Source organism: Spongiivirga citrea (genome assembly GCF_010671565.1).
GTDB lineage: Bacteria > Bacteroidota > Bacteroidia > Flavobacteriales > Flavobacteriaceae > Spongiivirga > Spongiivirga citrea.
On sequence record NZ_JAABOQ010000004.1, the window covers coordinates 509,010 to 534,611 of the forward strand.

The window sequence follows — 25,602 nt, forward strand, 5'->3', positions numbered from 1 at the left end:
TACTCTATTTTTTTACAAACAAATTTTTGATTTCGCCCTCTTTGAGGCTAATATTCGGGTTAAATAGATCACTTGCCATATACTTGACAAGGCTGTAACGTAATTGTCTTGCTTCTGGACGATTTTTTAGACTAGAATGCAAATCGACACCTGAAACTAATAATTTACCCTTGCCTACCTGGACCTCAAAGATTAAGGCGGTTCTTCGGTTTTGAAACCAATCGTCAACGATACGAACAATGGGTTTTAAGTCAGCGCTAAATTCATCAAGAACAATAGCGTTGGAATGACTCATAGCATCCCACCACTGCCAGTTGCTATGGTATTCCGTAGGAAACTCATTTAGAGCAGGATGTTCAGGATTACATAGAATGCCCATGGTATGTGGTTTTTGTCCCTTGGTCCAAGAGGTATTCCAAAAAATGCTTGAGAATCCTACGCCTATATCACCTCCTTTTTCTGGTTTAACGTCTCCTTTTGAAACATTCAATAACACTTTACCTCCATTATTTAAATATGCTAAGGTGGATGCATTAAGTTTATCCACCACGCGAACTTCACTTTCTTTTGCAATGGTTTCCTTCTTTAAAGGATATACCCAAACGTCCCAAGTATTCGTTTTATCAGATATGGTTACTGCTAAAGTTAGTTTTTGAGCCTTTTCAATATCATTTAGATCTACATCTATTTCCCCTAGTTGGGTACCGTTTCCAATCGGGATATTTTTCTTTTTAAAACTTCCTTTAGAAAAAGTATCTCCTTCTCCATTAGTCAATTTCCAAGTCGTCTTAGTTTGTTTTAAGGATTTGGAATCAAAATGTGCTACTTCTACTTGAGCTTTTAAGGTTTCGTTGTTCAAAAAGATACGTTTCTTAAGACGAACCAATGGTACGGTTACGTCATTGAATTTTCGAAATTCCTTAGAAGTAACATAACCTTTTTCATCCCAAAATGCATCTAAAACACCTACTAACGCAGTCCCTTGTCCGGGAAAATCATGTAGATCTAACAATTGAAATCCAGCCATATCCTTGGTGCGCAACGCGGCTTCGATGTCTGCCTTATAACAAAGTACTTGTAGTTTTCCCGATGCCAAAAGAAGGCTATCAGCTAGATGACCCAAATGGTTTTCTTCTAAAGATTCTTTGAAAATCTCGAAATTTTTAGGTTTCAATACCCCAGTATATTTGGACATTTCTTTAAAATTCGGGAAAACGCACCACTGACCCATTTCATGGCTCACATAAGGCATTGGTGTTTTCTGTATCAGTGCTGTATAATCAAACTCCGTCTGTGGCGGTCTTGCATTGATTATACTGTTTAACCCCTGTGCCCAACCTTGTATTCTCGGTCCTTTGTGATTGTAGAAATCAATATTATCAAGCAAAGGCCAACCTGCACCGCTTGTGTAAAGTCGACGATTATCTAACTGTTTCATATAGTCTACAAACTTACTCAGATATTGATTTTGGTTTTTCCCCGAAGGCTCGTTGCCGTATGCCATCATTACAAAGGAAGGGTGATTACCATAATTATTGATGATACTCTCGGCTTCTTTGTAAATCCATTCATCTATGGGTTCTCCATCGCCAATTTTGGTCCATGCCGAGGCTTCAACTTGTAGGTAAACTCCCAGTTCATCGGCAGCCTGAAACGCAGCTTCGGGTGGACACCAAGAATGAAAACGCATATGGTTTAACCCATAGCTTTGAATTACTTTTAGAATATGTTTCCAGGATGCAGCATCGGTAGCGGGATAACCTGTAAGAGGAAAGATGGAACATTCTAAGGTTCCTCTTAAAAACACCGGTCTTCCGTTGATAGAAAAATGCTTTCCTTCAACGGTAAAATCACGCATCCCAAAAACAATTTCTTTTTTACTCGTGTTTTGGCCTGTTTCCAGTTCCAGACTTAATGTGTAAAGATTAGGTGAAAATTCATCCCAGAGCATAGGGGATTCCCCCATAGGGTAAATCATTTCAAAACTACCATCAGTAGCGATCGCTATTTCCTTGGTCAAGGACTGTATGGATTCCTTATTTTTATTGGATGTGGCCTTTGTAGTGAGCTGAACGGTTTTTGGTAGCTCACCAGATGTTTTCAGCATTCCTTTGACTTTCAATTCTTTATTTGTTACATCTGGATATAGTTGTATAGTTCCGAGTGCAATTTTAGAAATCGTCATTAGTTTAATGTCCCCAACAATACCATTCCAGTTCGTTTGGGTGTTATCCGAAATGCTATGGGCATCCTTTCCGACATTGATGTCTTTTATGCGATTATCTATTCGAATGGTCAGCGTATGTTCACCAGGAGTAAGAATTTGCGTCAGCTTATATTCATGAGGAGTCGCCAGCGTATTCTGCATACCTACTTTTTGATCATTGACCCATAGGGTAGTTTCCCAATGCGGGCGTTCAAGAAATAGAAAAATCTGCTTTTCTTTCCAATTTTCGGGAATTGTCACTGTTTTTTTATACCATGCTGGACCATAATATGTTTTTTTTGGACTCAGCCAAAACGGAATCTTTATATTACCTTTTTCTCTATACTTAGTCGCTTTTGAGCTTTTATACCACAAGCTATCATTCCACATATTGCCCGTCCATTTGGTGCTTACTGAAATCTCATTTCCCTTGCCGTTTTCGGCCATTGATCCTGGCAGTTGAATGGAATCGTTTAAGGGGTTCATGAACCATTTTTTACGAACTCCTTGGTCGAGCGAATCGATCTGAAAAGACCAGCCTCCAGAAAGGTCAATTTCTTTCGTCTCCTGTTTTTCACAGGAAATAAAAAAAACTGATAGAACAGCGACTATATGTAAATATTTAAGCTTCATTTTGCTATTTACTCATTCTTGGAGTTGAAAAATTCATAAATGGCATTTGCCACAACCTGGTGTCCCATTCTATTAATATGATTGTTCTGCGCCATATACAGATTTAAATCTTCTGTTTTCGCAATCTCCCTGAACAATGAATAACTATCTACTAGTCCAACATTATAGACATCTGCAAGTTTGCGAATTTGTTGACTGTGCTTTTCCAAAGGAGTTTCATTCGATTGAATATCCTCTCTTAAATCTGGAGTCGGTGTCATAAGGATCACTTTTGTTCCGTAAGCCAGCGCCTCTTCAATCATTTTTTCCCAGGCCGTTGCCGAGCGCTCTAAACCTATGCTGCGATCATTTAGTGCATAATCAATAAAGAGCACATCGGGCTTATGGTTAAGAACTTCCGTTTGGAAACGTTGCGCTCCCTGCTCCGATTGTTCTCCTCCAATAGAAGTTGTAATCGCGTTGACGACTGCATACTTATTATCTATCTTAATTCTTTTTAGACTTAGAAAAGGATAAGAACCAAAGGCGTCTACTACTCCCTTCGTCAAATAACCCGATGGCACCGAATGACCATGAAAAACAAGATTGATTGTCCTGTTCTTGGGCCATTTTTTATGCAATTCAAGCTTAACGGAATCCAAATACGTAGATTTTGACTTTTCTTGGGCACAAGACCAACTAAAAGCCAATGAAATAAGTATTGCCAAAACCCAATTCTTCATTACTTACTTGTTTTTTGTCAGTTCCAATTCAATTTCTTCAAGACTTTTTCCTTTAGTCTCAGGTAGTTTCCGTTTGATAAACATATAACCTAAAACACAGATCAAACTATATATCCAAAAAGTGCCATATGCTCCTAAAGCCTCATTTAATAATGGAAACGTAAACGTGAGTACAAATGAAGCGATCCATAATGACAGTGTGGCGATAGACATAGCCACACCGCGTAGTCTATTAGGGAAAATCTCAGATAGAACCACCCATGTAATCGGTGCTAATGACATGGCGTATATGGCAATAGCAGTAATAACCAAGACAAGTACTGGCCAACCGTTAAACTCAAAGTAATAGGCTCCACCTAAAAGAGCATAAATTAAAGCAAGTCCAATTGAACCAAACAGCATCAATTTTCGGCGGCCCCAGCTGTCTACTGTTCTCATAGCCACTAAGGTAAATATCAAATTAACACTACCAGTAATAATGATATTGAATAACATATCGCCAACAGAATATCCAGCAGCAGCGAAGATTTCCTCCGCATAGTTAAAAATGATATTGATGCCACACCATTGTTGAAAGATAGCCAATATAACCCCTATGATTAAAACAGGAAGAACCTTAACACCCCCTAATTCGGATATCGTGATTTTTCCGTTATTATCATTTTCAAGGGTACGTTCTATGTTTGTCACTTCTTCATTAGCAAAGGTCGCGCCCCCAATTTTTTCAAGCACCTTAAAGGCTTTTTTCTCATCGCCCACTTTGGCTAAGAACCTTGGACTTTTGGGAACGAGAAACATTAGAACAAAAAATAGTCCCGCTGGAATCAATTCCGCCCAAAACATCCAACGCCATCCGCTAAGACCGTTCCAAGAATTTGCTATTGCTTGGGGAGTGGTTCCTTCACTTATTGGTTCTGCAATAACCCAGTTGGCAATTTGCGCTGCCAAAATGCCAATAACAATTGTAAGCTGATTAATTGCTACGAACTGGCCACGGTATTTTGCTGGTGCAATTTCTGCAATATACATTGGCGACAATGTCGAGGCCAATCCTATACCCAGGCCACCAACTAAGCGATAGATAATAAAAGGTGTAAAGTTTTCTGCAAAGCCAGTGCCGAAGGCCGACACTATAAATAAGGATGCTGCCAGAATCAAAGGTATTTTTCGGCCCAATCTATCTGCTATTGCTCCAGAGAGTACCGCACCAAAAATACATCCAATCAGGGCACTGCTCACAGCCCAACCCTGTAATGTAGTCTGTCCTGTGATATTAAAATATAGTTCGTAAAAGGGTTTAGCTCCACCGATAACAACCCAATCATAGCCAAATAAAAACCCGCCCATGGCAGAAACCAACGCTAAAAATAAAAGATACTTGAAATTAAAATTGGTGTTTTTCATTATGGGCCTTGTTCTACAGTTTATTAAAGATAATTTGATTTTGTACTAATTTGCACTAACCCCTACCAATGTGGAAACAGATCTTGGCTCAAGTATAATTTCGTTATTTAATATCGTTGTCTTTTCTAAACTTTTATTTTTTGAAGTTACGAACATGGTCTTAAAATCAATCGAAGAGCCATCCAGCTTAATCTTCGTCGCTTCGGTGCTATAATTTATCGCAACAGTCACAATTTTAGAAGTTTTCTCATCTAAATATGCGGATATCATCACGTTTTCATATTGCTTTCTAAGGGATAAATTTGAATTTAGAGATACGCCAATTCGTTTCATCCCTGGGCGTACGAATTTAGAATAGTTACCCAAGGCCCACAGCAATTTTGAGTCATGAAATTCGCCATCGTATTTTAAAAGTTCCCTATCATACATTTTATTCGTAATTCCAGTATCCAAATAAATAAGTCCATCTTTAAAATCAGCATTGGTAAGGGCCGTCCACCATTGCCATGATTTGGCGTTGGCCAATGTAAGATCTGCATGTATTACACGTGCTACGTAAAGAGCGGTATCCATCCCTAGATCTCTTTTTCTTCCACCTCCAATATCATCTGTATTTTCAAGTATGCAAAACTCACTCTGCCAATAGCCTACATCATGACTATTTAATTCAGCATTGAGTTTTTGTCTAATGGAAATCAAACTATCCACAGGCCAAGTTGTAAAATAACTGTGTCCCGAGATGGTATTTTCCACCGTCGGTTTATTTTTAAGAGAGTTGTCAGAATTACCGTCAAAAAAGTATTCGATCTGATTACCGCGCCGTGGTTTCTTAAAATCTGAATAAAGCCATCGGAGATCCGCTGCCTCAGCCAAAACTATTTTTGTAGCGAGCCTCTTATTTTTAATTTCATCATCGAGCAAATTTGAAAGCCTATGGATATTATCATTAGTGGCCGATGTGCCTTCCTGAGTTTTCTTTTCCCAGTCCCATTGTGGCTCATTAATAGGACTTAAATAATTGAAGTAAATACCTTGCTGCTTGAAATGATTCACCACCTCTACCAAAAATGCGGCGTATTCCTGATATTTATTTTCTTTTAGATTTAGTAGGCCATTATTCACTTCTCCATATCCTTTTCCATTTAAAGTCCAATGTACAGGAGCAGATATTGAAAAGGCCAAAAAACGCTCAACTCCGTGCTCTTTTGCTTTTTTAAGGAACCACTGTTGACCTTCTTGTTTTGACCAATCATAATTCCCATTACTATCTATGAAAGATTCGGCTCTTCTCCATTCATTTTTAATGTCTGAAGCTGCCCCTTGTTCGGTTGTACCAGCACCAATATAAAACCTCCATATAGATAGCCCTATGCCTTTTGGATTACCATCGGCATCATCTTCCTGACTGAATAAAAGCGTTGCAATTTTGTCTTTTTTAGTTTTAGACCAGTTAGCGCCTACATATTGGCACCTCCAGGCATCTGATGCTCCAAAGCCATCAATCTGTTGAAAGGTATTTGAATGATTAATAACGACTTTTAGTGGTTGCGAAAATGTATCGCAACTCACTAAAAGCGTTAAAATCAAACTAACTCTATTCAGTAAATGAAGTAAACCTTTCTTCAATGAAATTCAAATTATAATTTCGGTGGATTATTTTAATTTCCCCGTGAGCGTAACGATTGATTTTGCCGGAATATTTATATTGTCATACGTCGCGGTTGATTTCTTCAAATTGCTAGACTGCGAGGTTGTATATATGTCAAAGAAATTTCCTTCAATCTCAAATACTTCACCATAGCCTTCAAAATCTATTTTTCTGCTTTCCTCTAAGTTATTAATGACGACCAAAACAACTTCTTTGGATGTTGAGTTCGTATAACCTGAAATCATAAAATTCTCCACAGAAGCATTGTCATCAGTAAAATCTGGATCTATTACTTCAAAACGCACCATTCCTGGTCTTACAAAACGACTAAAATTTCCAAGAGCCCAAAGGTTTTTTACATCGTAGAAGGTGCCGTCAGTATGTGAAGGGCCATTACTATTTGGTTCATATAATATAAGGTTGAACCTAAAAGGATGATCACCGAAAGTAGACTGATTTAAGGCCGTCCAAAAGCTCCATCCAGTCGCATTACCAAAAACTAAATCTGTATGAATTATTCGGCTTAGCCAAAGAGCATAATCTATTTCTTCTAAATTAGGAATACCTTGTCCCTGCTGATAAGCTGTTCCAAGAAGACTATATTCCGTTTGCCAGTAGTCCAATCCTCCACCAGTACTTTCTATTTTTGAACGGAGTGATTTTCTTTGGGTGAGGGACTGATTTGTTGTGCTATTACTAAAATAACTATGTCCTGCTATGTGATTAGAAATATTACTTAAATCACCTACATAATTCGACCCAGATGAATTAAAAAATTCATCTATTTGATTCGTAGTGTTCTGATTACCCTCGTATAAATAGGTTAGTTGACCAGCTTCGGGAATCATAATTTTCGCATTGACACCTTTTTCGGTGAATTTTGCATCCATGATTTTTGTAACGGCCGCTACTTCTGAGTTTAATGCTTGGGTACCCGATTGTGATGCTTGACCAATTTCAAATGACCACTCATATTGCGTTTCGTTAAATGCGCAAACAGTTTCGAAATTATACCCTTGATTTTCATAATTTTTTACCACATCGGCCAAAAATGTTGCATAATCATCATAGTTTTCTTCTGGACAATTAAATCCATTTACTCCACTAGTTCGAAAAGTATAACCATTTTTGGTCATAAAATAAGGAGGGGTCGTTGCCCAAGCGGTAAATTTAGATACTCCGTATTCCCTGGCCTTTGATAGAAACCATTGCTCTCCCGCTTGCTTTGTAAAATCATAAACTCCTTGGTCGTCCAGAAAACATTCTGTTTCTCTAAACCACGAATTTGGTGTAAATCCACTATTCGCCTGATCCGCCGCACCATCACCAATAATTGTCCTCCATAATGAAAGACCTATTCCTTCGGGATTACCTTGGGAATCTGTCTCAGAACTGAAAAGAAGTTTGGCTATAGGTTCTTTAGAGACATCTGGCCATTTACCTACCCATTGATCCTGGAAACCACCTGAAGCACCAAAATGATCTATCGTTTGAAACCTATTTTCAAAATTTAGTGTAATTCCACTTGCTTCTGGATCAAATCTAGGATCGTTTGGATCTGTGAATTTATCTTTTTCACAACTCCATGTCATCAACAATAGAAGTAAGTAAAAGATTATAGAAACTATTTTGTTATTGTACATGTTTAAAAATCTAATATGATTAGTATCCTGGATTTTGGGTTATATTTCCTTGAGACAATTGTATTTCAGCCGGTGGAATTGGCCATAACAGATGTACGTTTATATCAAATAAGATTCCTTTATCTTGAGCCTCTCCCAAATTAGTTGTCTCAAAAGGATCGGTACTTTCTTCTGTATTGTACTTCACAAAAGAACCATTCTCCCCCATGATAGTAGCCAACCTGGAAATACCGTTTACCTTTTGTCTTCTTAAATCAAAAAGTCTATGCTGCTCCAATGCCAATTCTAACCTTCTTTCTTTCCAGATGGCATCGCGCAATGCAGTACCTGTTAATGACATATTGGTATCCAACTCAACCCTATCGCGAATCAGTTTTAATGAAGATTTAGCAGTGTTTTCGTCGTTGCTGAAATACGCGGCTTCTGCATGCATAAGCAAAACATCAGCATATCTTAAATGGATATACGAAAGGGGGTGCTGTCCCCTTTGGTAAGGTTCGGGGCGTTTAGCTAGAGGGATGTAATACTTTCTATTAGTACGTCCTGATTTGTTTTCGCTAGGTTCGCCATCAAATTCGGTTACATCAGGGTCTCCATACACTGGATCACCATGCTTAATGATCGTCGAACGCAGCCTAATACTATCTCCTTCACTTAAAAAGGCATTTTCAAGATGACTCGTTGGTACACCCCAGCCCCAGCCCTGATCGCCACGACTACCATTGGTAGTAGAAAGTTGCCCTCCAATATCTGTAAATTGTGGGTCGTTAATATATTGAATTTCAAATATAGACTCTACACCATGTGGATTATCAACACTATATATATTCTCAAATTCAGGTTCTAGAGTATATTCACCAGATTGTACGACATTCAAAGCCATAGCCTGTGCCTCTGCCCAGCGTTCTCTTGTTAAAAATACTTTTGCTAGTAATGTTTGTGCAGCTCCTTTGGTCGCTCTTCCAAGATCGGAAGCAGCGTATTCACTTCTTAAAGGCAATACACTTATGGCTTTAGTCAAGTCTTCTTCTATTAGAGCGTACACTTCATCTACTGAAGCTCTTGTTTTATCACGAATCTCTGGCTCCAGCAGCTCATTATAGGTAGTCACTATGGGTACCCCGCCAAAGCTGCGTACCAGATCGAAATAGAAAAATGCTCTTAAAAAAGATGCCTCTGCTATTAAGCGATTTTTTAATTCATCATCTATATCAACATTGGGGATACGTTCCAGTGAGATATTTGCCCTTGTTATACCGATATAGTGGTTTTCCCAAAATAGATTAAAATAGGTAGAACCTGCAAAGACATTATATGCCGCTATACCTGTTATGTCAGGTCTTGGCTGTATAGTATTTCCTGACCATTGATCATCTGTTGCCATTTCGTTGATCTGACGCGGAAAATTAGCTTGAAACCAACTTTCACCATTAACTTTGTTATAAATACCGTTTACAAAAAGAACCGCATTCTCTGGTGTTGAAAAGAAATCATCTAATTGCTGTCTACCTCTTAGGGGTTGATCTAAAAATTCTTCTTTGCTACAATTGACATTCATGCCTACCGTGCAAATAATTACAATAAATAAAAAAGTCTTTTTCATAGTTTCTAAAGTGATAAATTAAGCCCGAGCAAATATGTTTTGGCTACGGGATTACGAGCGTAATCCACACCAAAATCATTTATTATATTCCCACTATTTGCTGCCACTTCAGGATCAAAACCGGAGTAATTAGTAAATGTCAAAAGGTTTTGACCTGATATATATAACCTGCATCTCTGGAATCCGTTAATCTTAAAATTATACCCCAATTGTATATTTCTAAGTCTTAGATAAGATGCATCCTCAATAAAAAGATCCGAAGGTCTCAAGTAATTTCCATTAGGGTCAAGTTCTGTCAATCTTGGGAAGCTTGCTCCTGTATTATCTGGGGACCATACTGTATTTACTGCTCCCCGTGCAACATTTACATTTTGTATTCCAGAGTATAAAAATGTAGAAGGATAATTAAATACATCATTCCCATAGGTGCCATACCATTGCATGGATAAATCTATATTCTTGTACTGAAAATTTGCTGTAAGTCCACCATAGAAATCTGCAAAGGGATCACCAATTGTTTGAAGGTCGTCGTCGTTGATCACACCATCTCCATTAAGGTCTTCATATCGTAAATCTCCAACTTGGGCGTTTGGTTGAATTATAGTACCATCATCTGATGTATGCGAATTTAATTCTGTTTGGCTTTGGAAAATACCATCGGTCTTAAACCCATAAAAAAGGCCTACTCTACCACCTTCTTCAGTTATTTTTATAAACCTATTACCTAAGTCTTCTCTTTTCTGTCCGAACAACTGCTCGTTACCCACGGCTAAATCCTTGGCTTTACTTTCATTGGTTGAAAGATTTAAATTGAGTCCAATGGAGAAATCACCTACTTGTTTATTATATCCTAATTGAAAATCTATTCCTTTGGATTCAAAACTGCCCACATTTTGTGCAACAAGACCTGGTATACCAGTATAATTAGGTAATTCCACATTAAACAATAGATCTTCTGAGGTTTTATTATAATACTCCACAGAAAAGGTAAGTGCATTATCAAAAATCGCAGCTTCAAGACCTATGTTGGTATCCTTTACTGTCTCCCATTTAAGTCGAGGATTCCCAAATTGAGACAAAAAATTGGTTACTACTCTTGTACCGTCAAACACATAATTACCTGAACCTACCGAAAAAAACTGGCCATTTCTATTAATATTTTGATTTCCCACCTGTCCAACACCAACCTTTAAACGAAGATTACTGATTAGACTACTATTAAAAAAATCTTCTGAATCGATATCCCATGCAAACGAGGTACTTGGAAAGATTCCAGTTCTATTGTCTTCCGGGAATCGTGAAGATTGATCTACTCTTACGGTACTGGTTAAAAAATATTTGTTGTCATAACTATAAATCGCCCTGAATATTCCTGAAAAAATATTGTCCTCGGCTTCATTACCCGCTACTTGTATATTATCTCCAACTGCTGCATCCAGATATCTTAAGTCAGGATTATCGTTACTTGGTACTCCATCTCTAAATGCTTGTACATAATTAAAGTTTTGGGAATCATATAAAACTCCTACTAACAGATTTACATAATGCTTTTCGTGAAAGGTATTTCTATAATTAAGAGTATTGTTTAAAACGTAATCTAAACTTTGTCTCGACCTCCGAAAAATATCATTGATTTCTCTTTGTTGATTGGGGGTTGTGAAATATTGTGGCCTAAATATATCTGTTCTGTCATTTGTTATATTAAGCCCAATCTGCGAGCTAAAGGTAAGTTGGGGGGTTATTTTAAAATCTAACTGCGTATTAGAGAAAAAACCAAAAAAAGTAGTTTCATTAAACAATCTAGCTATACCGCCAACAGGATTAGGCACATTGTTGTTACTAGGTGCAAATATGCTAAACTGATTTCGCCCCTCACGCTCATTTTGAGGTAGATAAACATCCGTTAGAGGGTCTATTCTCAATATACTAAAAAGCGAACCTGGTGTATTTTCAAAGCGCTCTATTCTTGGGCTTAAATCCTGTTTCAGGCTAACCTTATCAGATATTTTAAAATCTACATTAAACCTACCGGTAATCTTTTGATACCAACCTTTGGTATAATTTGATTGTTGATCAAAGAAGCTTACACTACCTGCATATTTTATGTTTTCAGATCCACCAGATGCTCTAACGTTTGCATTGGCTATGGGTGCATAATTTTCAATAGTTTCGTCCCACCAATCGGTATCTGCTGTAAAATCTAAGGGATCGAATAGCGGTTGGTTACCATCATTAGTTCTTCTTAAATTCATTACTTGAATATATTCATCAGCCCCAGCCATTTCAATTTTCTCCAGCTGCTGAACTCCGTAGGATAAATCAACATCTATTGTAGTTTTCCCTTCTTTACCTCTTTTAGTTGTTATAAGGACAACCCCATTTGAGGCTCGAGAACCATAAATTGCCGATGCTGACGCATCTTTTAATATCTGAAAGTTTTCAATATCCATTGGATTCAAAAAATTGAGGGATGTACCATTGGGTAATAAAACACCATCGATTACAATTAGGGGTTGACTATTGTTATTAGTGGTAATACCCCGAATAAGAATTTGGGGTGAAGCACCAGGGTTTCCTCCAGAAGAAAGTACTTGTACACCAGCTGCTCTGCCCTGAAGAGCTTCGGCTGGGTTACTGGCCACAATTTTAGCAAGTTCAGCGCCCTCTACTGTAGAAATGGAACTGGATATTTTATCTTTTTCTACTGTACCGTATCCAATAACAACAACCTCGTCTAATTGTTGATTAGATGCTAGTAAAGTAATGTCTATCTTACTGCTACCGTTTACAACAACTTCTTGCGTAACATAACCAATATAACTAAAGACTAATGTGGCATTTTCATTAACTGTTATAGTATAATTACCATCAAAATCTGATACTGCACCATTAAGTGTACCTTTTTCCAGAATATTGGCTCCAAGGATTGGTTCACCATTTTCGCTAGATATATTCCCGGAGACTGTAACTTGGCCAAATACCGAGAAACTAAGCAGCATAAACCCTATTAAAATTGAATTTTTCATATAAATGATTAAATATTGGGATGTTTTTTGATTAACGCGGTAGTGCTGCTATACGATTTAAATGAGTATCGAACACAAATCTATATTCCTTATCTAAGGCTGAATCGGGAAAAACATAATTTACCCCACCACCAGGAACAGTTGCTTCTGGATCATTGGGATTATCAATCCTCCAAAATGGAGACCACCCATTAGGATTGGCATTTAGAATAAATCCATTTGCCCCGTTGTTTAGAGGCTCATCTTTAAGAGATACATCTATAGTCCACAGGTAGGGGTTATTTCCATCTTTCTGAAAAGGCTTTCCAGATGCAAAATTCCAACATTGCAAGCTGCCATCTGTGTTATTGGTGCAAGTAGACTCCGTTTCATTAATATAAATACCAGTTCCAATAATATATACCTGTTCAAAAGTATCATCAGAAGGTGTATACGGAGTTATTGAGTAGGTCAAATCACGTAGGTCCATTTTAATTTCATAATACCCGACTTCTGATAATACAATTGGAGCCACATCCGAGCTTGAACCAATTGCAAGTCTTCCAGAATCGGCCCCTGCACCAAAGGCATAAGGTGAAAATGATCCTTTCTGTGCTAAAAAGCGTACCTCAAAATTTGGTGTTGGGGCGTAATATCTAGCAGTAAAAACGTATCCCGTTTCATTAGTTTCGCTACTCGCGGATGTTTTGTATGGTACTCCAAAAATATCCGAAACCAATTCAGTATCCGAGGTCATATCTGTAACATACATATTGGTAAACTCAAGCTCATCAACAACATTTACCGCGAACGTTTCGGTAGAAACATTGCCCGAGACATCAGTCGCCGTAATGGTAAAAAAATACTTGTCTGGAATCGCTACATCCAAACTGTTTGTATAATTATAACTTGTTCCTGAAATTGGAAGAACCTCATTGAGAAGGTCACTTTCTATTTTTAACTCTGCCAATTCTGCATCCGTAACCGTTACATCAAAACTAATTTCATCTCCATCTCCAATTGGTAATGTCGCTTCATTGATCGGTTGCGCTATCTGTATCTGTGGACCATCAATATCCTGATCAAGCGTCACAGTAACTTCTTCAACAGAACTTTTACCGCCAATATTGGTAATTGTCAAAGGAATAACGTGAACACTGTTTTCTATAGCATCATCGGGTACTTTAAACTTGTATGATAACTCATAGGTTTCCGTAATTGAATCCCTAATTATAGTTTTATTTAAAAACCAAGGCTCGTATTTAAGATTTACCGATCTTACTCCAGCTTCGTCGGATACTACTCCTTCAAATAAGAAAGTTTGACCTGGTAATGAGGAAACAGTGCTAACTAAAGATGTGAATTCTGGAGTTGAATCAACATTTAAAGATTCATCATCATTACAGCTCTGAATCAAAGAACATAAAAGAAGAAAAATAGTGGTCAAGGTTAATGCTTTTTTAATCACGATATAGACATTTAAAGATTATTTTTATCTTTTGTAGACTTTTAGTAAATTGACAATTAACACATGAAATAATATGATTTAACTAATTATTTACATTATAAATAGTCAAAATATCAATTTTATATATAAATCATTGCAATATAATCACATGAATAATGAAAAAATATAGATAAAATTTTATTAAACATGGACTATTCTATTTAAAAATAGTCTTTACAAAAAATGCAAGGAAAATTTAACACAAGACATCGAAAAACAATACATGAATTAACCGCTAGTCCTTTTACAAATTGACACCCTAGGTGATACATATCTAACCTAAAGAGCACTTAAAAGAACGCAACGGTAGTTAAAAGCAGGTAAAAAATTGACTAATTAGTCTTTTGTGATTTCACTGCCCCACCAATCTTCATTGGGTGAAAAATTTGGAGCTAAGAATTCTTTTCTTTCAGTTTCTAAAGTGGGTAACAATACTTCTATTTTTTGCTGATGCATTTTTGCTGCGAGTTCATCATCAAACTCCAAGTCGGGTTTAGGGAATTTGGCATCAACATTTTCGAGAAAGGCCATTAATTTTTGCAGAAGTTTTGAGCTAATATTGCTGTATTCCAAAGAAACATCTTTTTGCTCACCAGCGTCTGTTGTTAAATTGTAAAGTTCACCATGGCCATCTTCCCAATAATGAATAAACTTCCAATCTCCTTCGCGGACTATAGAAACTGGCTCACCACCTTGATTCCCATAATGTGGGTAGTGCCAATATAATGGTCTTTCAACTAATGTGTTTCCTTCCAGAAGAGGTTTTAGACTTAGTCCATCAACATGTTGATTTGGCAATTTTTCAGCACCAATCAAATCTAAAATGGTAGGAAAAAAATCACTTCCAGTAGCTGGATAATCTATTTTTAAGCCATTATGGTTCAACCACGGCACCTTTATAAAATAGGGCTCTCTAATCCCACCTTCCCATTGATAACCTTTTCCTCCACGAAGAGGTAGATTTGTTGTAGAAAAAGCATCTCCAGATGCAACGCCGCCATTATCAGATGTAAAAATGACAATAGTATTTTCGTCCAGCCCCATGGCCTTCAGGTTTCCCAAAACATACCCCACTGCATCATCCATGCTTTCCACAAGACCAGCATAGATAGGGTTATCCTGCACTGTCCTTATCGGCAAGACTCGTTCCATTTCATAGCCATTTTTGACCAGTCCTATGCTATCTGCCTTATCCCTATATTTCCTCCATTTTTCTTTAGTAGTTTGTATGGGTCCGTGCACGGCATAAAAAGAAAGAAATGCGAAAAATGGCTGATCCTTATTTTTCCTTATAAAATTGCTAGTCTCTTTCGCCAAGCGCATAGATAGATTCTCGCCGCTAATTTGGTTACTTAAATAAGGGTTTTTCCAAGGAGCGTAATACCCTCCCTTGGGACTACCAACCTCCCAGCCTCCTTTATTGATTTCAAAACCATGATCTTCAGGATATGACCCCTTATCACCCAAATGCCATTTTCCAGCAAAAAAAGTTTTATAACCTATAACCTTCATGGCTTCTGCCAATGTAATATTAGATTTTGGTATAGCACGAACATATGCTGCTGGAAGTAACTTATTGTTCCTCTTCTTTTCTCGCCAGTCTTCGCCTGACGCAGCTCCTATCCAATCCGTAATTCCATGACGCGCAGTGAATTGACCTAGCATAATACTCGCCCTAGACGGACTGCAAACTTGAGCTGCTGCATAACCGTTTGTAAACACTGCTCCAGATTCTGCAATAGCATCAATATTAGGTGTTTCATAAAAATTGCTTCCAGTATAACTCAAGTCATAGACACCAAGATCATCAGCAAGTATAAAGATTACATTGGGCCTTTTTGGAGGCTGAGATGAAGATGTGCTTCTATCTTGACATGACATTAAACATATTACCAGTATCAATAAGCACTTCAACGGTGATGCAAAAGATGTATTTGAAAACATACAAATAATTTTACTCTTAAAATGACATGTTTACTAGTTAAATAACAATTCACAACATGGACAAAAAAACTTAATCTCACTAATCATAAGCAGTAAGGCTTTTCTAAAAAAATCATGTTTTTCAATCTGAAAACGGAGTTATTATATAACTTAACTACCAAATTAAGAACAAAATACTATTTTTTGACCCTTAAAAACATAGATTCTAATTCTATAAATATGGATAATTTAACTTTAAAGGAGGGTTTCGTCGGACAAAAGATGATAGTTCTGCCTAATGATATTAAAAAAAGGTTAAAAGAAAATCATGTTACCTCGGCCTTTTATATAACTGACATCGGTTTTTACCCAATGGCAAGTCATCATCACAGGACCAGAAAAAAGGGCGCTAAAGAATATATTTTTATATACTGTACTGAAGGCGAAGGAACTTTGAAAGTTAGATCAGAAATAAAAAAGATAAAACCAAATAACTTTTTTATTGTTCCTAAAAAGACACCTCACGAATACTGGGCAAATGAACAGAATCCATGGAGTATTTATTGGATTCATTTTGATGGTAGTTCTTCAAAACACATATTTAAGAGATATTCTCAGTTTATGCATGAATCTTCCATCATTCCATTTGAAAACGATAGAATAAAAACTTTTAATCAAATATTTAATATTTTTTTAAGCGACTATGTTGAACCAAGACTAGAATATGCAAATGTATTAGGGCTTAATTTCATATCTTCTTTTGTTTATTATAAAGTTGAAAGATCTTTTGAATTGGATACTAAGAATATCTTGGTTGAAAAAATAATTGAATTCTTGAATCAAAATTTACACAGATCTATCAAGTCAGAAGAAATTGCGAAAGAATTCAATCGTTCACCTTCGCATATTTTTAATTTATTCAAAAAGAAGACTGGGTATTCATTAATACATTTCTTCAATTTAAAGAAAATGCAAAAAGCATGTGAATACATTAATTATACTGATTTTACGGCTAAGGAAATAAGCTACAGAGTAGGCTTTCAGGACCCCTTATATTTTTCAAGAATGTTTAAAAAGTATATGGGCGTTTCACCAAGACTATATAAGAAAGAGCAGAAAAACTAGTTGATATGAGCTCAATTAAATTATAGAAATTGAAAAGATTATAGGAAGATGGACATTAGTAGTACCTAGCCTTTAAATTTTTAAAAATACATCAGCTATTATTAGAACAAGAATGAATAAATACAATCAAGAATGCCAATTCATTCCTTCTGCCTGTTTTTCAAAGACTCTTGTGATTATAACACCTTCTGTTAATGAGGTTACAACAATATAATTGCAGTTGATATATGCTTGAGAATCTAGACTATTATCGTTTGGCCCAATGCGGGCAAAAACCCCGAAATCACGTTCAACAATATCCATGGTATGAATAGTAAGATTATAGAAAGTTTCAAAACCATTGACTGGAGTAATTGAGAAATCTCCGATCGCAATTAACCCAACCTGAGAAAATGAATAACCCGGTCTTTCTATGCAAAAATCGGAATTATCGTAGTTAAAATTATTGATTGAACGTTCCAGTTGATATATGTATTCATCTTCAAATAATTTGATGAATTCTTCATCTGTCAAACTATAATCATTGTCAACTATAACCCTCGCATTAGGTGTTCTACCCAAGCAGGGAACAGATGTGGGATTATCATCAACTGTGCAACACCCTAGCACTTCGTAACTAATGCCTGTTCGCGGATAACCAGGAGCATCTTCAAATTCTCCTCCAACAGTTGTATAAATCCAAAAATAAGGCGTAGCCATCTTTGGAGCACATGAACCAACATCAGTTCCATCAGGACCTGCTCCTACATTTTCATCAAAAGGAGGGTCTATATGAATTGGGAGTTCAAACTCATCAATTACATCTCCATTGGGATCTATAGGTGATATCGTTATATCGCCATCATGTGGCAAATCCAACCCTTCCGGGTCTAAGTCGACATAAAAAATAGAAATAGAATCTATACTCTCTTCTTCATTAAGAGTTAATTCGTGATAACCCGCTGCGCCAGTAATTTGTACCAATACCCCATTTAGCGGAACCTCATCTCGATTAAGTATTCTAATACGTCCTTTTATACCTGGCCATAAATTAATGGTATCCTTATCAATTTTTAGGTCCGATAGGTTTTTGTTAGTAGGAGTACTATCGCTTTTAAATTGGCTATTGGTAAATAACAAGGCTTGGTTAATATCATCAGGTTTGTTATTTGGTTGCTCTTCTTCCGGATTAGTCGAATCCTCAAACGGCAAGTCATTATTAGTCTCGTTCTTTTCGCAGCTTAAGATTGCCAATAACATAATACAGCTTAAAAAAAGGCAAAATCTAGAATTCAATAAATTTTTCATCGCAAATTCTTTTAGATTGTTTCTTAACTAAAACTAGCTAGAATTCATTCCAAAAATTAACCAGATTAAGCAAGTGGTGGATACTGTTTAGTAGGTGGTATGTATACTTCTGTAATTGCGAATAGCCGGAAAATGGTGAGATCGTTAAAAAACAAAAGCAAGCTAAATGAATAGCTTGCTTTTGTTTCATTCGTGACCTCGGCAGGATTCAAACCTGCAACCTTCTGAGCCGTAATCAGATGCGCTATTCAGTTGCGCCACGAGGCCATTATATTTCGCATTAATATTTCTACTTTTGCGGGTGCAAATATACTATTTTAATAAAACACTTTCCAAACAAAACTCAAACAATTATAAAGCTTAATTTTATAGCATGATCAAAGAAGCGTCCATAACAGGATTTGAAGGTATTTTTGAACCAGCCTTACTAGCAGAGATTCAAGAAGTAGGTGTCGAAAAATCATTCGAAAAGAATGACATAATCATCGATTTTGGTGAACGTATGACCAATATACCATTGGTTATAAAAGGTTCGATTAAAATAGTAAGAGAGGATGATAACGGTAATGAATTATTACTCTATTTCCTTGAAAAAGGAGACAGTTGTGCGATGTCATTAACATGTTGTTTTGGTGATTCGAAAAGTAAAATTAGAGCTACTGCAGAAACCGATACCACGATAATTACGATTCCAAAAGATAAAATGGAGTGGTTTATGAGCAAGTACGACAGCTGGCGGTTTTATATCCTCAGAAGTTATCAAGACCGTTTTGATGAAATGCTGGAAACGATAGACACCCTTGCCTTTATGAATATGGAAGAGCGTTTGTATCGTTATCTATCTGATAAAACCATAATTGCGGATAGTAATGAGATAATTATAAAACATCATGAGATTGCAGAGGACCTAAACACTTCTCGAACGGTAATTTCTAGGCTTCTCAAAAAACTTGAAATAGAAGGAAAAATTAAACTCGGAAGAAATAAGATTGTTGTTTTGAAAAGTTAAGTGACTTTTATCACACACGTCTATATTGTCTCACATTAAATTTGCATAAAAAATTATATGGAAATACTATTATCTCCTTGGCCATGGTATGTATCAGGTCCTCTTATTGCGCTAGTAATGGCACTCCTAATATACTTCAGCAAAACTTTTGGAATGTCGTCAAACCTACGTACACTTTGTGCTATTGGTGGGGCGGGCAAAAAAGTGCCTTTTTTCAAATTTGATTGGAGATCACAATGGTGGAATTTAATCGTGGTCACCGGTGCTGTTATTGGTGGGTACATAGCCCACTTTTTACTTTCAAATCCTACTGATATTGATTTAAGCACTAGTACAGCCGTAGCGCTTAACGAAATGGGATTCCAAGATATTGGTAAATCACTTTTACCCAATGAAATCTACGGATGGGATGCAGTTTTAAGTGTAAAAGGACTTTCCATTTTAATTATAGGTGGCTTTCTAGTAGGTTTTGGAACGCGTTACGGAGGAGGTTGCACTTCTGGACATGCCATAACAGGTTTAAGTAGTCTACAAAGACCATCTTTAATCGCTGTAATTGGATTTTTCATTGGTGGACTAATCATGACACATTTCATTTTACCTCTAATTTTTTAATTCCCCATACAGATGAAATACATTAAATTTTTAGCAGTCGGAATCTTTTTCGGAATCGTGTTAGTAAAATCAGAAGCTGTTTCTTGGTATCGCATTTTTGAAATGTTCCGTTTTGAATCATTCCATATGTATGGTATTATAGGAACCGCTGTTTTAAGTGGAATTCTATTCTTGCAAATTGGAAAGAAAATGGGATTGAAAAACACAGAGGGCTCCATAATTTCTGTTCCCAAAAAGGAACGAAGTTTAATCCGCTATATTTTAGGTGGAATCATTTTTGGTCTAGGTTGGGCTTTAGCTGGGGCTTGTCCAGGGCCTATGTATATTTTAGTCGGAACCGGTGTATTTTCAATGTTAATTGTTATAGCTGCGGCGATATTTGGCACTTATATATATGGTGTCCTAAAAGATAAACTACCTCATTAATGGAAACTGTTGAAATAATTGGATATATCGCAGCACTTCTAATAGGTGTTATTTTGGGCTTATTAGGTGGTGGTGGATCTATTCTTACGGTACCTCTATTGGTATATGTAATGGGGTATAACCCTGTAATCGCTACGGCCTATTCCTTATTTGTGGTTGGAACTTCGTCCATTGCCGGAGTAGCACAAAAACTTCGTATGGGTCTGGTTGATCTAAAAACAGGTTTTTCATTTGTCTTTCCATCCTTCATTGCCGTTTACCTATCTAGAAGATACTTAGTTCCGGCATTGCCTGAAACTTTTTTTACCATTGGAGATTTTGAGTTTACTCAGAGCATGGGCTTAATGCTATTTTTTGCATTTGTTATGCTATACTCAGCTTTTGCCATGATCCGATCTAAAAATAGTGATAAAGAAACCTCTAAAAAAATACCTTACTATATGATATTCATTCAAGGTATTGCCATTGGTTTTATAACAGGAATGATTGGCGCCGGGGGTGGATTTTTATACGTTCCAGCTTTGGTACTTTGGTCGGGTTTACCAATGAAAAAAGCCGTTGGCACCTCATTGGTTATCATCGCGGTAAACTCACTTATCGGTTTTAGTGGAGATTTACAGAATCTTGAAATTGAATGGGTCTTTTTGCTAATATTCTCTCTCTTAACCCTAATTGGTGTACTTATTGGAGGAAAACTCTCTAAATACGTACCTAATAAGAAACTAAAGAAGAGCTTTGGTTACTTTATTTTAGTGATGAGCTTTTATATAATTTATAAGGAGTTGTTATGAGAAAATGTGATGATTGTCACATATAAAAAATCAATTCTTAATACCTTTGAAAAAAATTAATGAAGATGAAGATCGAACAAATTTATACAGGTTGTTTAGCACAAGGTGCTTATTATATAGAATCGAATGGCGAAGCTGCAATTATAGACCCACTTCGTGAAACACAACAATATATCGACAAGGCAAAGGCAGAAAATGCAACGATCAAATATGTATTTGAAACGCACTTTCACGCCGATTTTGTTTCTGGTCACGTAGATCTTGCAAAGAAAACAGGCGCTACCATTGTTTATGGCCCTTATGCAAGTACAGAATATGATATTCACTCAGCTAAAGATGGAGAGATTTTTAACATCGGAGCTATCAAAATTAAAGTACTTCATACTCCAGGTCACACACCTGAGTCGTCAACCTATTTGTTGATTGATGAAAATGGGAAAGAACATGCTATCTTTTCCGGGGACACCCTGTTTCTTGGTGATGTAGGTCGACCTGATCTCGCTATTAAAAGTGATGTTACAAAAGAAGATCTCGCTGCCATGCTATATGATTCTTTACGAGAAAAAATCATGACTTTGCCAGATGATGTTATTGTATATCCTGCTCATGGCGCAGGTTCAGCCTGTGGTAAAAACTTAAGCAAAGAAACAGTTGGTTTATTAGGTGATCAAAAGAAGACAAATTATGCACTTCGTGCCGATATGACCAAAGAAGAGTTTGTAAAAGAAGTGCTAGATGGAATTCCACCACCGCCGCAGTATTTTTCTAAAAATGCGATGCTAAATAAAACTGGATATTCAGAATTTGAAGAAGTTTTGAAAAAAGGAGATTCGCCACTTGATGCTGAAACTTTTGAGGCAATGGCAAATCATGAAGGCGCTTTAGTTTTAGATGTTAGAACGGAACAAGATTTTGTAAAGGCACATATACCAAATTCCATTTTTATTGGGCTTAACGGAAGCTTTGCTCCCTGGGTTGGCGCTTTAATAAGTGATTTGCGTCAGCCAATCTTATTAGTCGTTCCTGAAGGCAAATCTGCTGAAGCGGTAACGCGACTTTCCCGAGTTGGTTATGATAATACTCTAGGGTATTTAGAAGGCGGGCTTGACACATGGAAAGCAGCAGGAAAAGATATTGAAACACTGAAATCTATTAAAGCAGAAGAGTTTTCTAAAGACTTCAAAAACAAAGAGATTAATGTGTTAGACGTTCGAAAAGATGGTGAGTTTAATGCAGCCCATATTGAAAATGTACAGCATTTTGCACTGGACTTTATTAATGAACATATGAGTGAAGTCGATCGGGATAAAGAATATTATGTTCACTGTGCTGGAGGTTATCGATCGGTAATAGCAGCGTCTATTTTAAAAGCAAGAGGATTTAATAAGTTGATTGACGTTGCCGGTGGATTCGGTGCAATAAAACAGACAGATTTGCCGATTGTAGAAACGGCTTGTTCTTCTGGGATGTAGCTTTACAAATAATATAATCGCTTTGAAAACGAGGGAACTATTTTTCTTTGTTCTTCAAACCATAAATAGTGGTGTGCATTCCAGCAATTTTCCATTGAGAATCTATCTTTTCCATCAAGCGTGTTTCTCGTTTTAATCCGCGAATAGGATCTTCTTGTTCGTAGGTTACCCAAGCACCATTACCATATAACCTGACCTCAATATCTTTTAATGGTTTAGGTAGTGGATCTGGTTCAGGATGTTCTTCAAAATAAGCCTTTACAAATTCATTTATTTCCTTCCACCCTAAAGTTTCTGTAATTATACTGTCAGGGAATTGCATATACGTTTTGGTAACAAAATCTTCATGCACCCAATTATCCTTCCAAGATTCATAATTACGGCTAAATGCGGTCTTGGTTTCATTATTCAACACCGCTAATATGGCAGTCTTTTCTTGATTGAAGTTTTCTATCTCTACATCTTCCTTTTGCACTTTTTCCTTCTTGCAACTAATAGCGCACAAGAAAACTGTAGTAAGAATAACTAACTTTTTCATTTTCATCAATATTTTGAGAATTAAGGGTTCTTTTGAAAATTGAAGAACTCTTTTAAAAATTAAACTATCTCGGCACTAAGCCCAGCTTGAAGTAATTTTGAGCAACGCGGCTTGAGATCATCATAACTCCCAGTTTTTACAGTACATTTACCTTTGTAATGAACAATAATTGAACATTGTTCAGCCTGCTCGGGAGTATGTTCGCAAGCTTGCATAAGCATTTCGATAACATGATCGAACGTATTGACGTCATCATTGTACAAAACGATCTCATTTTGCTTGATGACCTCTTCATCTAGTAAGACTTTTTCTAATATTTCCGTTTGCCCACTCATTTCAAAAGCAATTTAGTGAATGTCAGTCAATTCAAAAAATATTCAATATTAAGTTTTGTTAATGAATAGGCAGGCTACCCACTCATTCTTCTCTAAATTTTTAACGAACTCTAGTCCAAGCGACTCACATTTTTTTCGAACTTCTGGAATATCATCATGATAAAAACCACTTAGAAAAAGTAACCCATCTTTATCCAATACCTGGGTATATTTCGGCAAATCGACCAATAATATATTGCGATTAATATTGGCAATTACTCTTTGATAGGATTGGTTGTCTAACAAACTTGCATCTCCTAAAAAGGCTTTGATATTAGGACAGTTATTCCGACCTATATTTTCAACAGTATTTTCATAACACCACTCATCTATGTCGATCGCATCTATTGACTTAGCTTTCATTTTTGAAGCTAAAATTGCCAAAACACCAGTCCCACATCCCATATCGAGTACATGATCATTTTCGAAACTTTGTTCCATCATTAAAGCCAACATCATATGAGTGGTTTCATGATGGCCCGTACCAAATGACATTTTTGGTTCGATAATGATATCAAATTCCGTATTTGGAATATCGTGAAAAGGTGCTCGAACGGTACACTTTCGATTGACTACAATAGGATCGAAATTGCGTTCCCATTCTGCATTCCAATTTACCTGCTCGATCTTTTCTGAAGTATAAATAATCTCAAATTCATTTGAACTCAAGACAAAAATGTCTTCAAGCATAGTTTCATCGAAATCACCCTCTTGAATATAGGCGGTAACTCCGGTCTCGGATTCGACAAAACTCTCAAAACCGGCTGCACCTAATTCTGCAATAAGAATTTCAGTAGCCGGCTTTAATGGTTTTATTGTAAAATGATATGCTATATAGTTTGACATCCGTGAGTTTCAGAAACCTCTCGACTGGGCTCGAGGAGACATTAAGATTAATCGCTTTACATGGCATCAATGATTGCAAAGAAATCATCTGCCTTAAGTGATGCTCCGCCAATTAGGCCACCATCAACATCAGGTTTTGAAAAGATTTCTTTCGCATTTGCTGGCTTAACACTACCACCATAAAGAATGGAAACCTCATCTGCTACCTCAGCGCTGTAAGCTTCAGCAATAGTCTTTCTGATAAATTCATGCATTTCCTGAGCTTGCTCTGGAGATGCAGTCTCACCTGTCCCGATTGCCCAAACAGGTTCGTAGGCCAGAACAATATCATCCCAGGCACTCGCAGGCAATTGGAATAATGCATTTTTAAGCTGACTTTCTACTACATCAAAATGCTTGTTCGACTTTCTATCTTCTAGTTCTTCACCAAAACAGAAAATAACTTGCATATTATGCTCGAGAGCAACTTCTACTTTTTCAGCAAGAAGCGCATCGGTTTCGCCAAAATAGGCTCTTCTTTCTGAGTGACCTAATATCACATTAGGTACACCTATGGTTTGCAACATATTTGCCGCTATTTCGCCTGTAAAAGCTCCGCTTGAAGCCTGATGCATATTTTGTGCTGCTACTTCAATCATAGCATTGCGATCGTCACAAGCAACCACAGGAACTAAATTCACAAATGTGGGAGCAACGATTATTCGCTTCCCGTTGTTATTGAAATTTTCTAGCTTTTCACTAAGTACTGCTACTAGATCTTCTGATTGTACGCTGGTAAGATTCATCTTCCAATTTCCTGCTACAATTTTCTTTCTCATTTTTAAG

General features: G+C 36.8%; 20 protein-coding genes and 1 tRNA gene. 6 read left to right on the forward strand and 15 right to left on the reverse strand.

Annotated elements, in window-relative coordinates:
- Positions 1–4: 4 nt before the first annotated feature.
- The 9 genes from GWK10_RS11610 to GWK10_RS11650 all read right to left on the reverse strand — a co-directional run bounded on the left by GWK10_RS11610 (position 5) and on the right by GWK10_RS11650 (position 16,252).
- Positions 5–2,839, reverse strand: coding sequence for a sugar-binding domain-containing protein (locus GWK10_RS11610; protein ID WP_164032532.1), 2,835 nt, complete (start codon positions 2,837–2,839; stop codon positions 5–7).
- Positions 2,840–2,847: 8 nt separating this feature from the next.
- Complete coding sequence (locus tag GWK10_RS11615; protein ID WP_164032533.1) at positions 2,848–3,561, reverse strand: SGNH/GDSL hydrolase family protein; 714 nt, start codon at positions 3,559–3,561, stop codon at positions 2,848–2,850.
- 3 nt (positions 3,562–3,564) lie between these two features.
- Positions 3,565–4,965 carry a sugar porter family MFS transporter gene (locus tag GWK10_RS11620; protein WP_164032534.1) on the reverse strand — a complete coding sequence of 467 codons (1,401 nt, stop codon included), beginning with the start codon at positions 4,963–4,965 and terminating at the stop codon, positions 3,565–3,567.
- Between the two features lie 45 nt (positions 4,966–5,010).
- Entirely contained in the window at positions 5,011–6,591 is a 1,581-nt protein-coding gene (locus tag GWK10_RS11625; protein WP_164032535.1) for a glycoside hydrolase, read from the reverse strand.
- 27 nt (positions 6,592–6,618) lie between these two features.
- The gene (locus GWK10_RS11630; protein WP_164032536.1) at positions 6,619–8,256 is read right to left on the reverse strand and encodes a glycoside hydrolase; all 1,638 of its coding nucleotides are present in this window, start codon (positions 8,254–8,256) and stop codon (positions 6,619–6,621) included.
- A gap of 19 nt (positions 8,257–8,275) precedes the next feature.
- Positions 8,276–9,859 (reverse strand): RagB/SusD family nutrient uptake outer membrane protein, encoded by a 1,584-nt coding sequence (locus tag GWK10_RS11635; protein ID WP_164032537.1) that lies wholly within the window; start codon positions 9,857–9,859, stop codon positions 8,276–8,278.
- A gap of 5 nt (positions 9,860–9,864) precedes the next feature.
- The gene (locus GWK10_RS11640) at positions 9,865–12,885 is read right to left on the reverse strand and encodes a SusC/RagA family TonB-linked outer membrane protein (RefSeq protein ID WP_164032538.1); all 3,021 of its coding nucleotides are present in this window, start codon (positions 12,883–12,885) and stop codon (positions 9,865–9,867) included.
- 31 nt (positions 12,886–12,916) lie between these two features.
- Positions 12,917–14,332: a cadherin repeat domain-containing protein gene (locus GWK10_RS11645; RefSeq protein WP_164032539.1), complete on the reverse strand. Its 1,416-nt coding sequence runs from the start codon at positions 14,330–14,332 to the stop codon at positions 12,917–12,919.
- A 375-nt stretch (positions 14,333–14,707) separates the two neighbouring features.
- Positions 14,708–16,252 (reverse strand): sulfatase, encoded by a 1,545-nt coding sequence (locus tag GWK10_RS11650; protein ID WP_164032540.1) that lies wholly within the window; start codon positions 16,250–16,252, stop codon positions 14,708–14,710.
- A 282-nt stretch (positions 16,253–16,534) separates the two neighbouring features.
- Here GWK10_RS11650 and GWK10_RS11655 point away from each other — a divergent pair, with 282 nt between their 5' ends.
- Positions 16,535–17,419: an AraC family transcriptional regulator gene (locus GWK10_RS11655; protein ID WP_164032541.1), complete on the forward strand. Its 885-nt coding sequence runs from the start codon at positions 16,535–16,537 to the stop codon at positions 17,417–17,419.
- Positions 17,420–17,545: 126 nt separating this feature from the next.
- Here GWK10_RS11655 and GWK10_RS11660 read toward each other — a convergent pair whose 3' ends face one another.
- Both GWK10_RS11660 and GWK10_RS11665 read right to left on the reverse strand, forming a co-directional pair.
- The gene (locus tag GWK10_RS11660; RefSeq protein ID WP_164032542.1) at positions 17,546–18,706 is read right to left on the reverse strand and encodes a hypothetical protein; all 1,161 of its coding nucleotides are present in this window, start codon (positions 18,704–18,706) and stop codon (positions 17,546–17,548) included.
- 193 nt (positions 18,707–18,899) lie between these two features.
- Positions 18,900–18,973 (reverse strand) — tRNA-Arg (locus GWK10_RS11665).
- 106 nt (positions 18,974–19,079) lie between these two features.
- On the opposite strand from GWK10_RS11665, the gene GWK10_RS11670 reads away from it, so the two are divergent.
- From GWK10_RS11670 to GWK10_RS11690, 5 genes are all read left to right on the forward strand, one after another.
- Positions 19,080–19,715: a Crp/Fnr family transcriptional regulator gene (locus tag GWK10_RS11670; protein ID WP_164032543.1), complete on the forward strand. Its 636-nt coding sequence runs from the start codon at positions 19,080–19,082 to the stop codon at positions 19,713–19,715.
- 57 nt (positions 19,716–19,772) lie between these two features.
- Positions 19,773–20,330, forward strand: coding sequence for a YeeE/YedE family protein (locus GWK10_RS11675; protein ID WP_164032544.1), 558 nt, complete (start codon positions 19,773–19,775; stop codon positions 20,328–20,330).
- Between the two features lie 12 nt (positions 20,331–20,342).
- Positions 20,343–20,756, forward strand: a complete 414-nt coding sequence (locus GWK10_RS11680; protein WP_164032545.1) for a DUF6691 family protein — start codon at positions 20,343–20,345, stop codon at positions 20,754–20,756.
- Positions 20,756–21,547 (forward strand): sulfite exporter TauE/SafE family protein, encoded by a 792-nt coding sequence (locus tag GWK10_RS11685; RefSeq protein WP_164032546.1) that lies wholly within the window; start codon positions 20,756–20,758, stop codon positions 21,545–21,547. The genes GWK10_RS11680 and GWK10_RS11685 overlap by 1 nt, the downstream gene beginning before the upstream one ends.
- A gap of 65 nt (positions 21,548–21,612) precedes the next feature.
- On the forward strand, positions 21,613–23,019 hold the full coding sequence (locus tag GWK10_RS11690; protein ID WP_164032547.1) for an MBL fold metallo-hydrolase: 1,407 nt from the start codon (positions 21,613–21,615) through the stop codon (positions 23,017–23,019).
- Between the two features lie 37 nt (positions 23,020–23,056).
- Here the strand turns inward: GWK10_RS11690 and GWK10_RS11695 are convergent, their stop codons facing one another.
- The 4 genes from GWK10_RS11695 to tpiA are packed head-to-tail and all read right to left on the reverse strand — an operon-like array spanning position 23,057 to position 25,595.
- Positions 23,057–23,557, reverse strand: a complete 501-nt coding sequence (locus GWK10_RS11695) for a nuclear transport factor 2 family protein (protein WP_164032548.1) — start codon at positions 23,555–23,557, stop codon at positions 23,057–23,059.
- 59 nt (positions 23,558–23,616) lie between these two features.
- On the reverse strand, positions 23,617–23,892 hold the full coding sequence (locus GWK10_RS11700; protein WP_164032549.1) for an ATP-dependent Clp protease adaptor ClpS: 276 nt from the start codon (positions 23,890–23,892) through the stop codon (positions 23,617–23,619).
- Between the two features lie 48 nt (positions 23,893–23,940).
- Positions 23,941–24,777 carry a 50S ribosomal protein L11 methyltransferase gene (gene prmA, locus GWK10_RS11705; protein WP_164032550.1) on the reverse strand — a complete coding sequence of 279 codons (837 nt, stop codon included), beginning with the start codon at positions 24,775–24,777 and terminating at the stop codon, positions 23,941–23,943.
- A gap of 56 nt (positions 24,778–24,833) precedes the next feature.
- Entirely contained in the window at positions 24,834–25,595 is a 762-nt protein-coding gene (gene tpiA / locus GWK10_RS11710; RefSeq protein ID WP_164032551.1) for a triose-phosphate isomerase, read from the reverse strand.
- Positions 25,596–25,602: the final 7 nt, after the last annotated feature.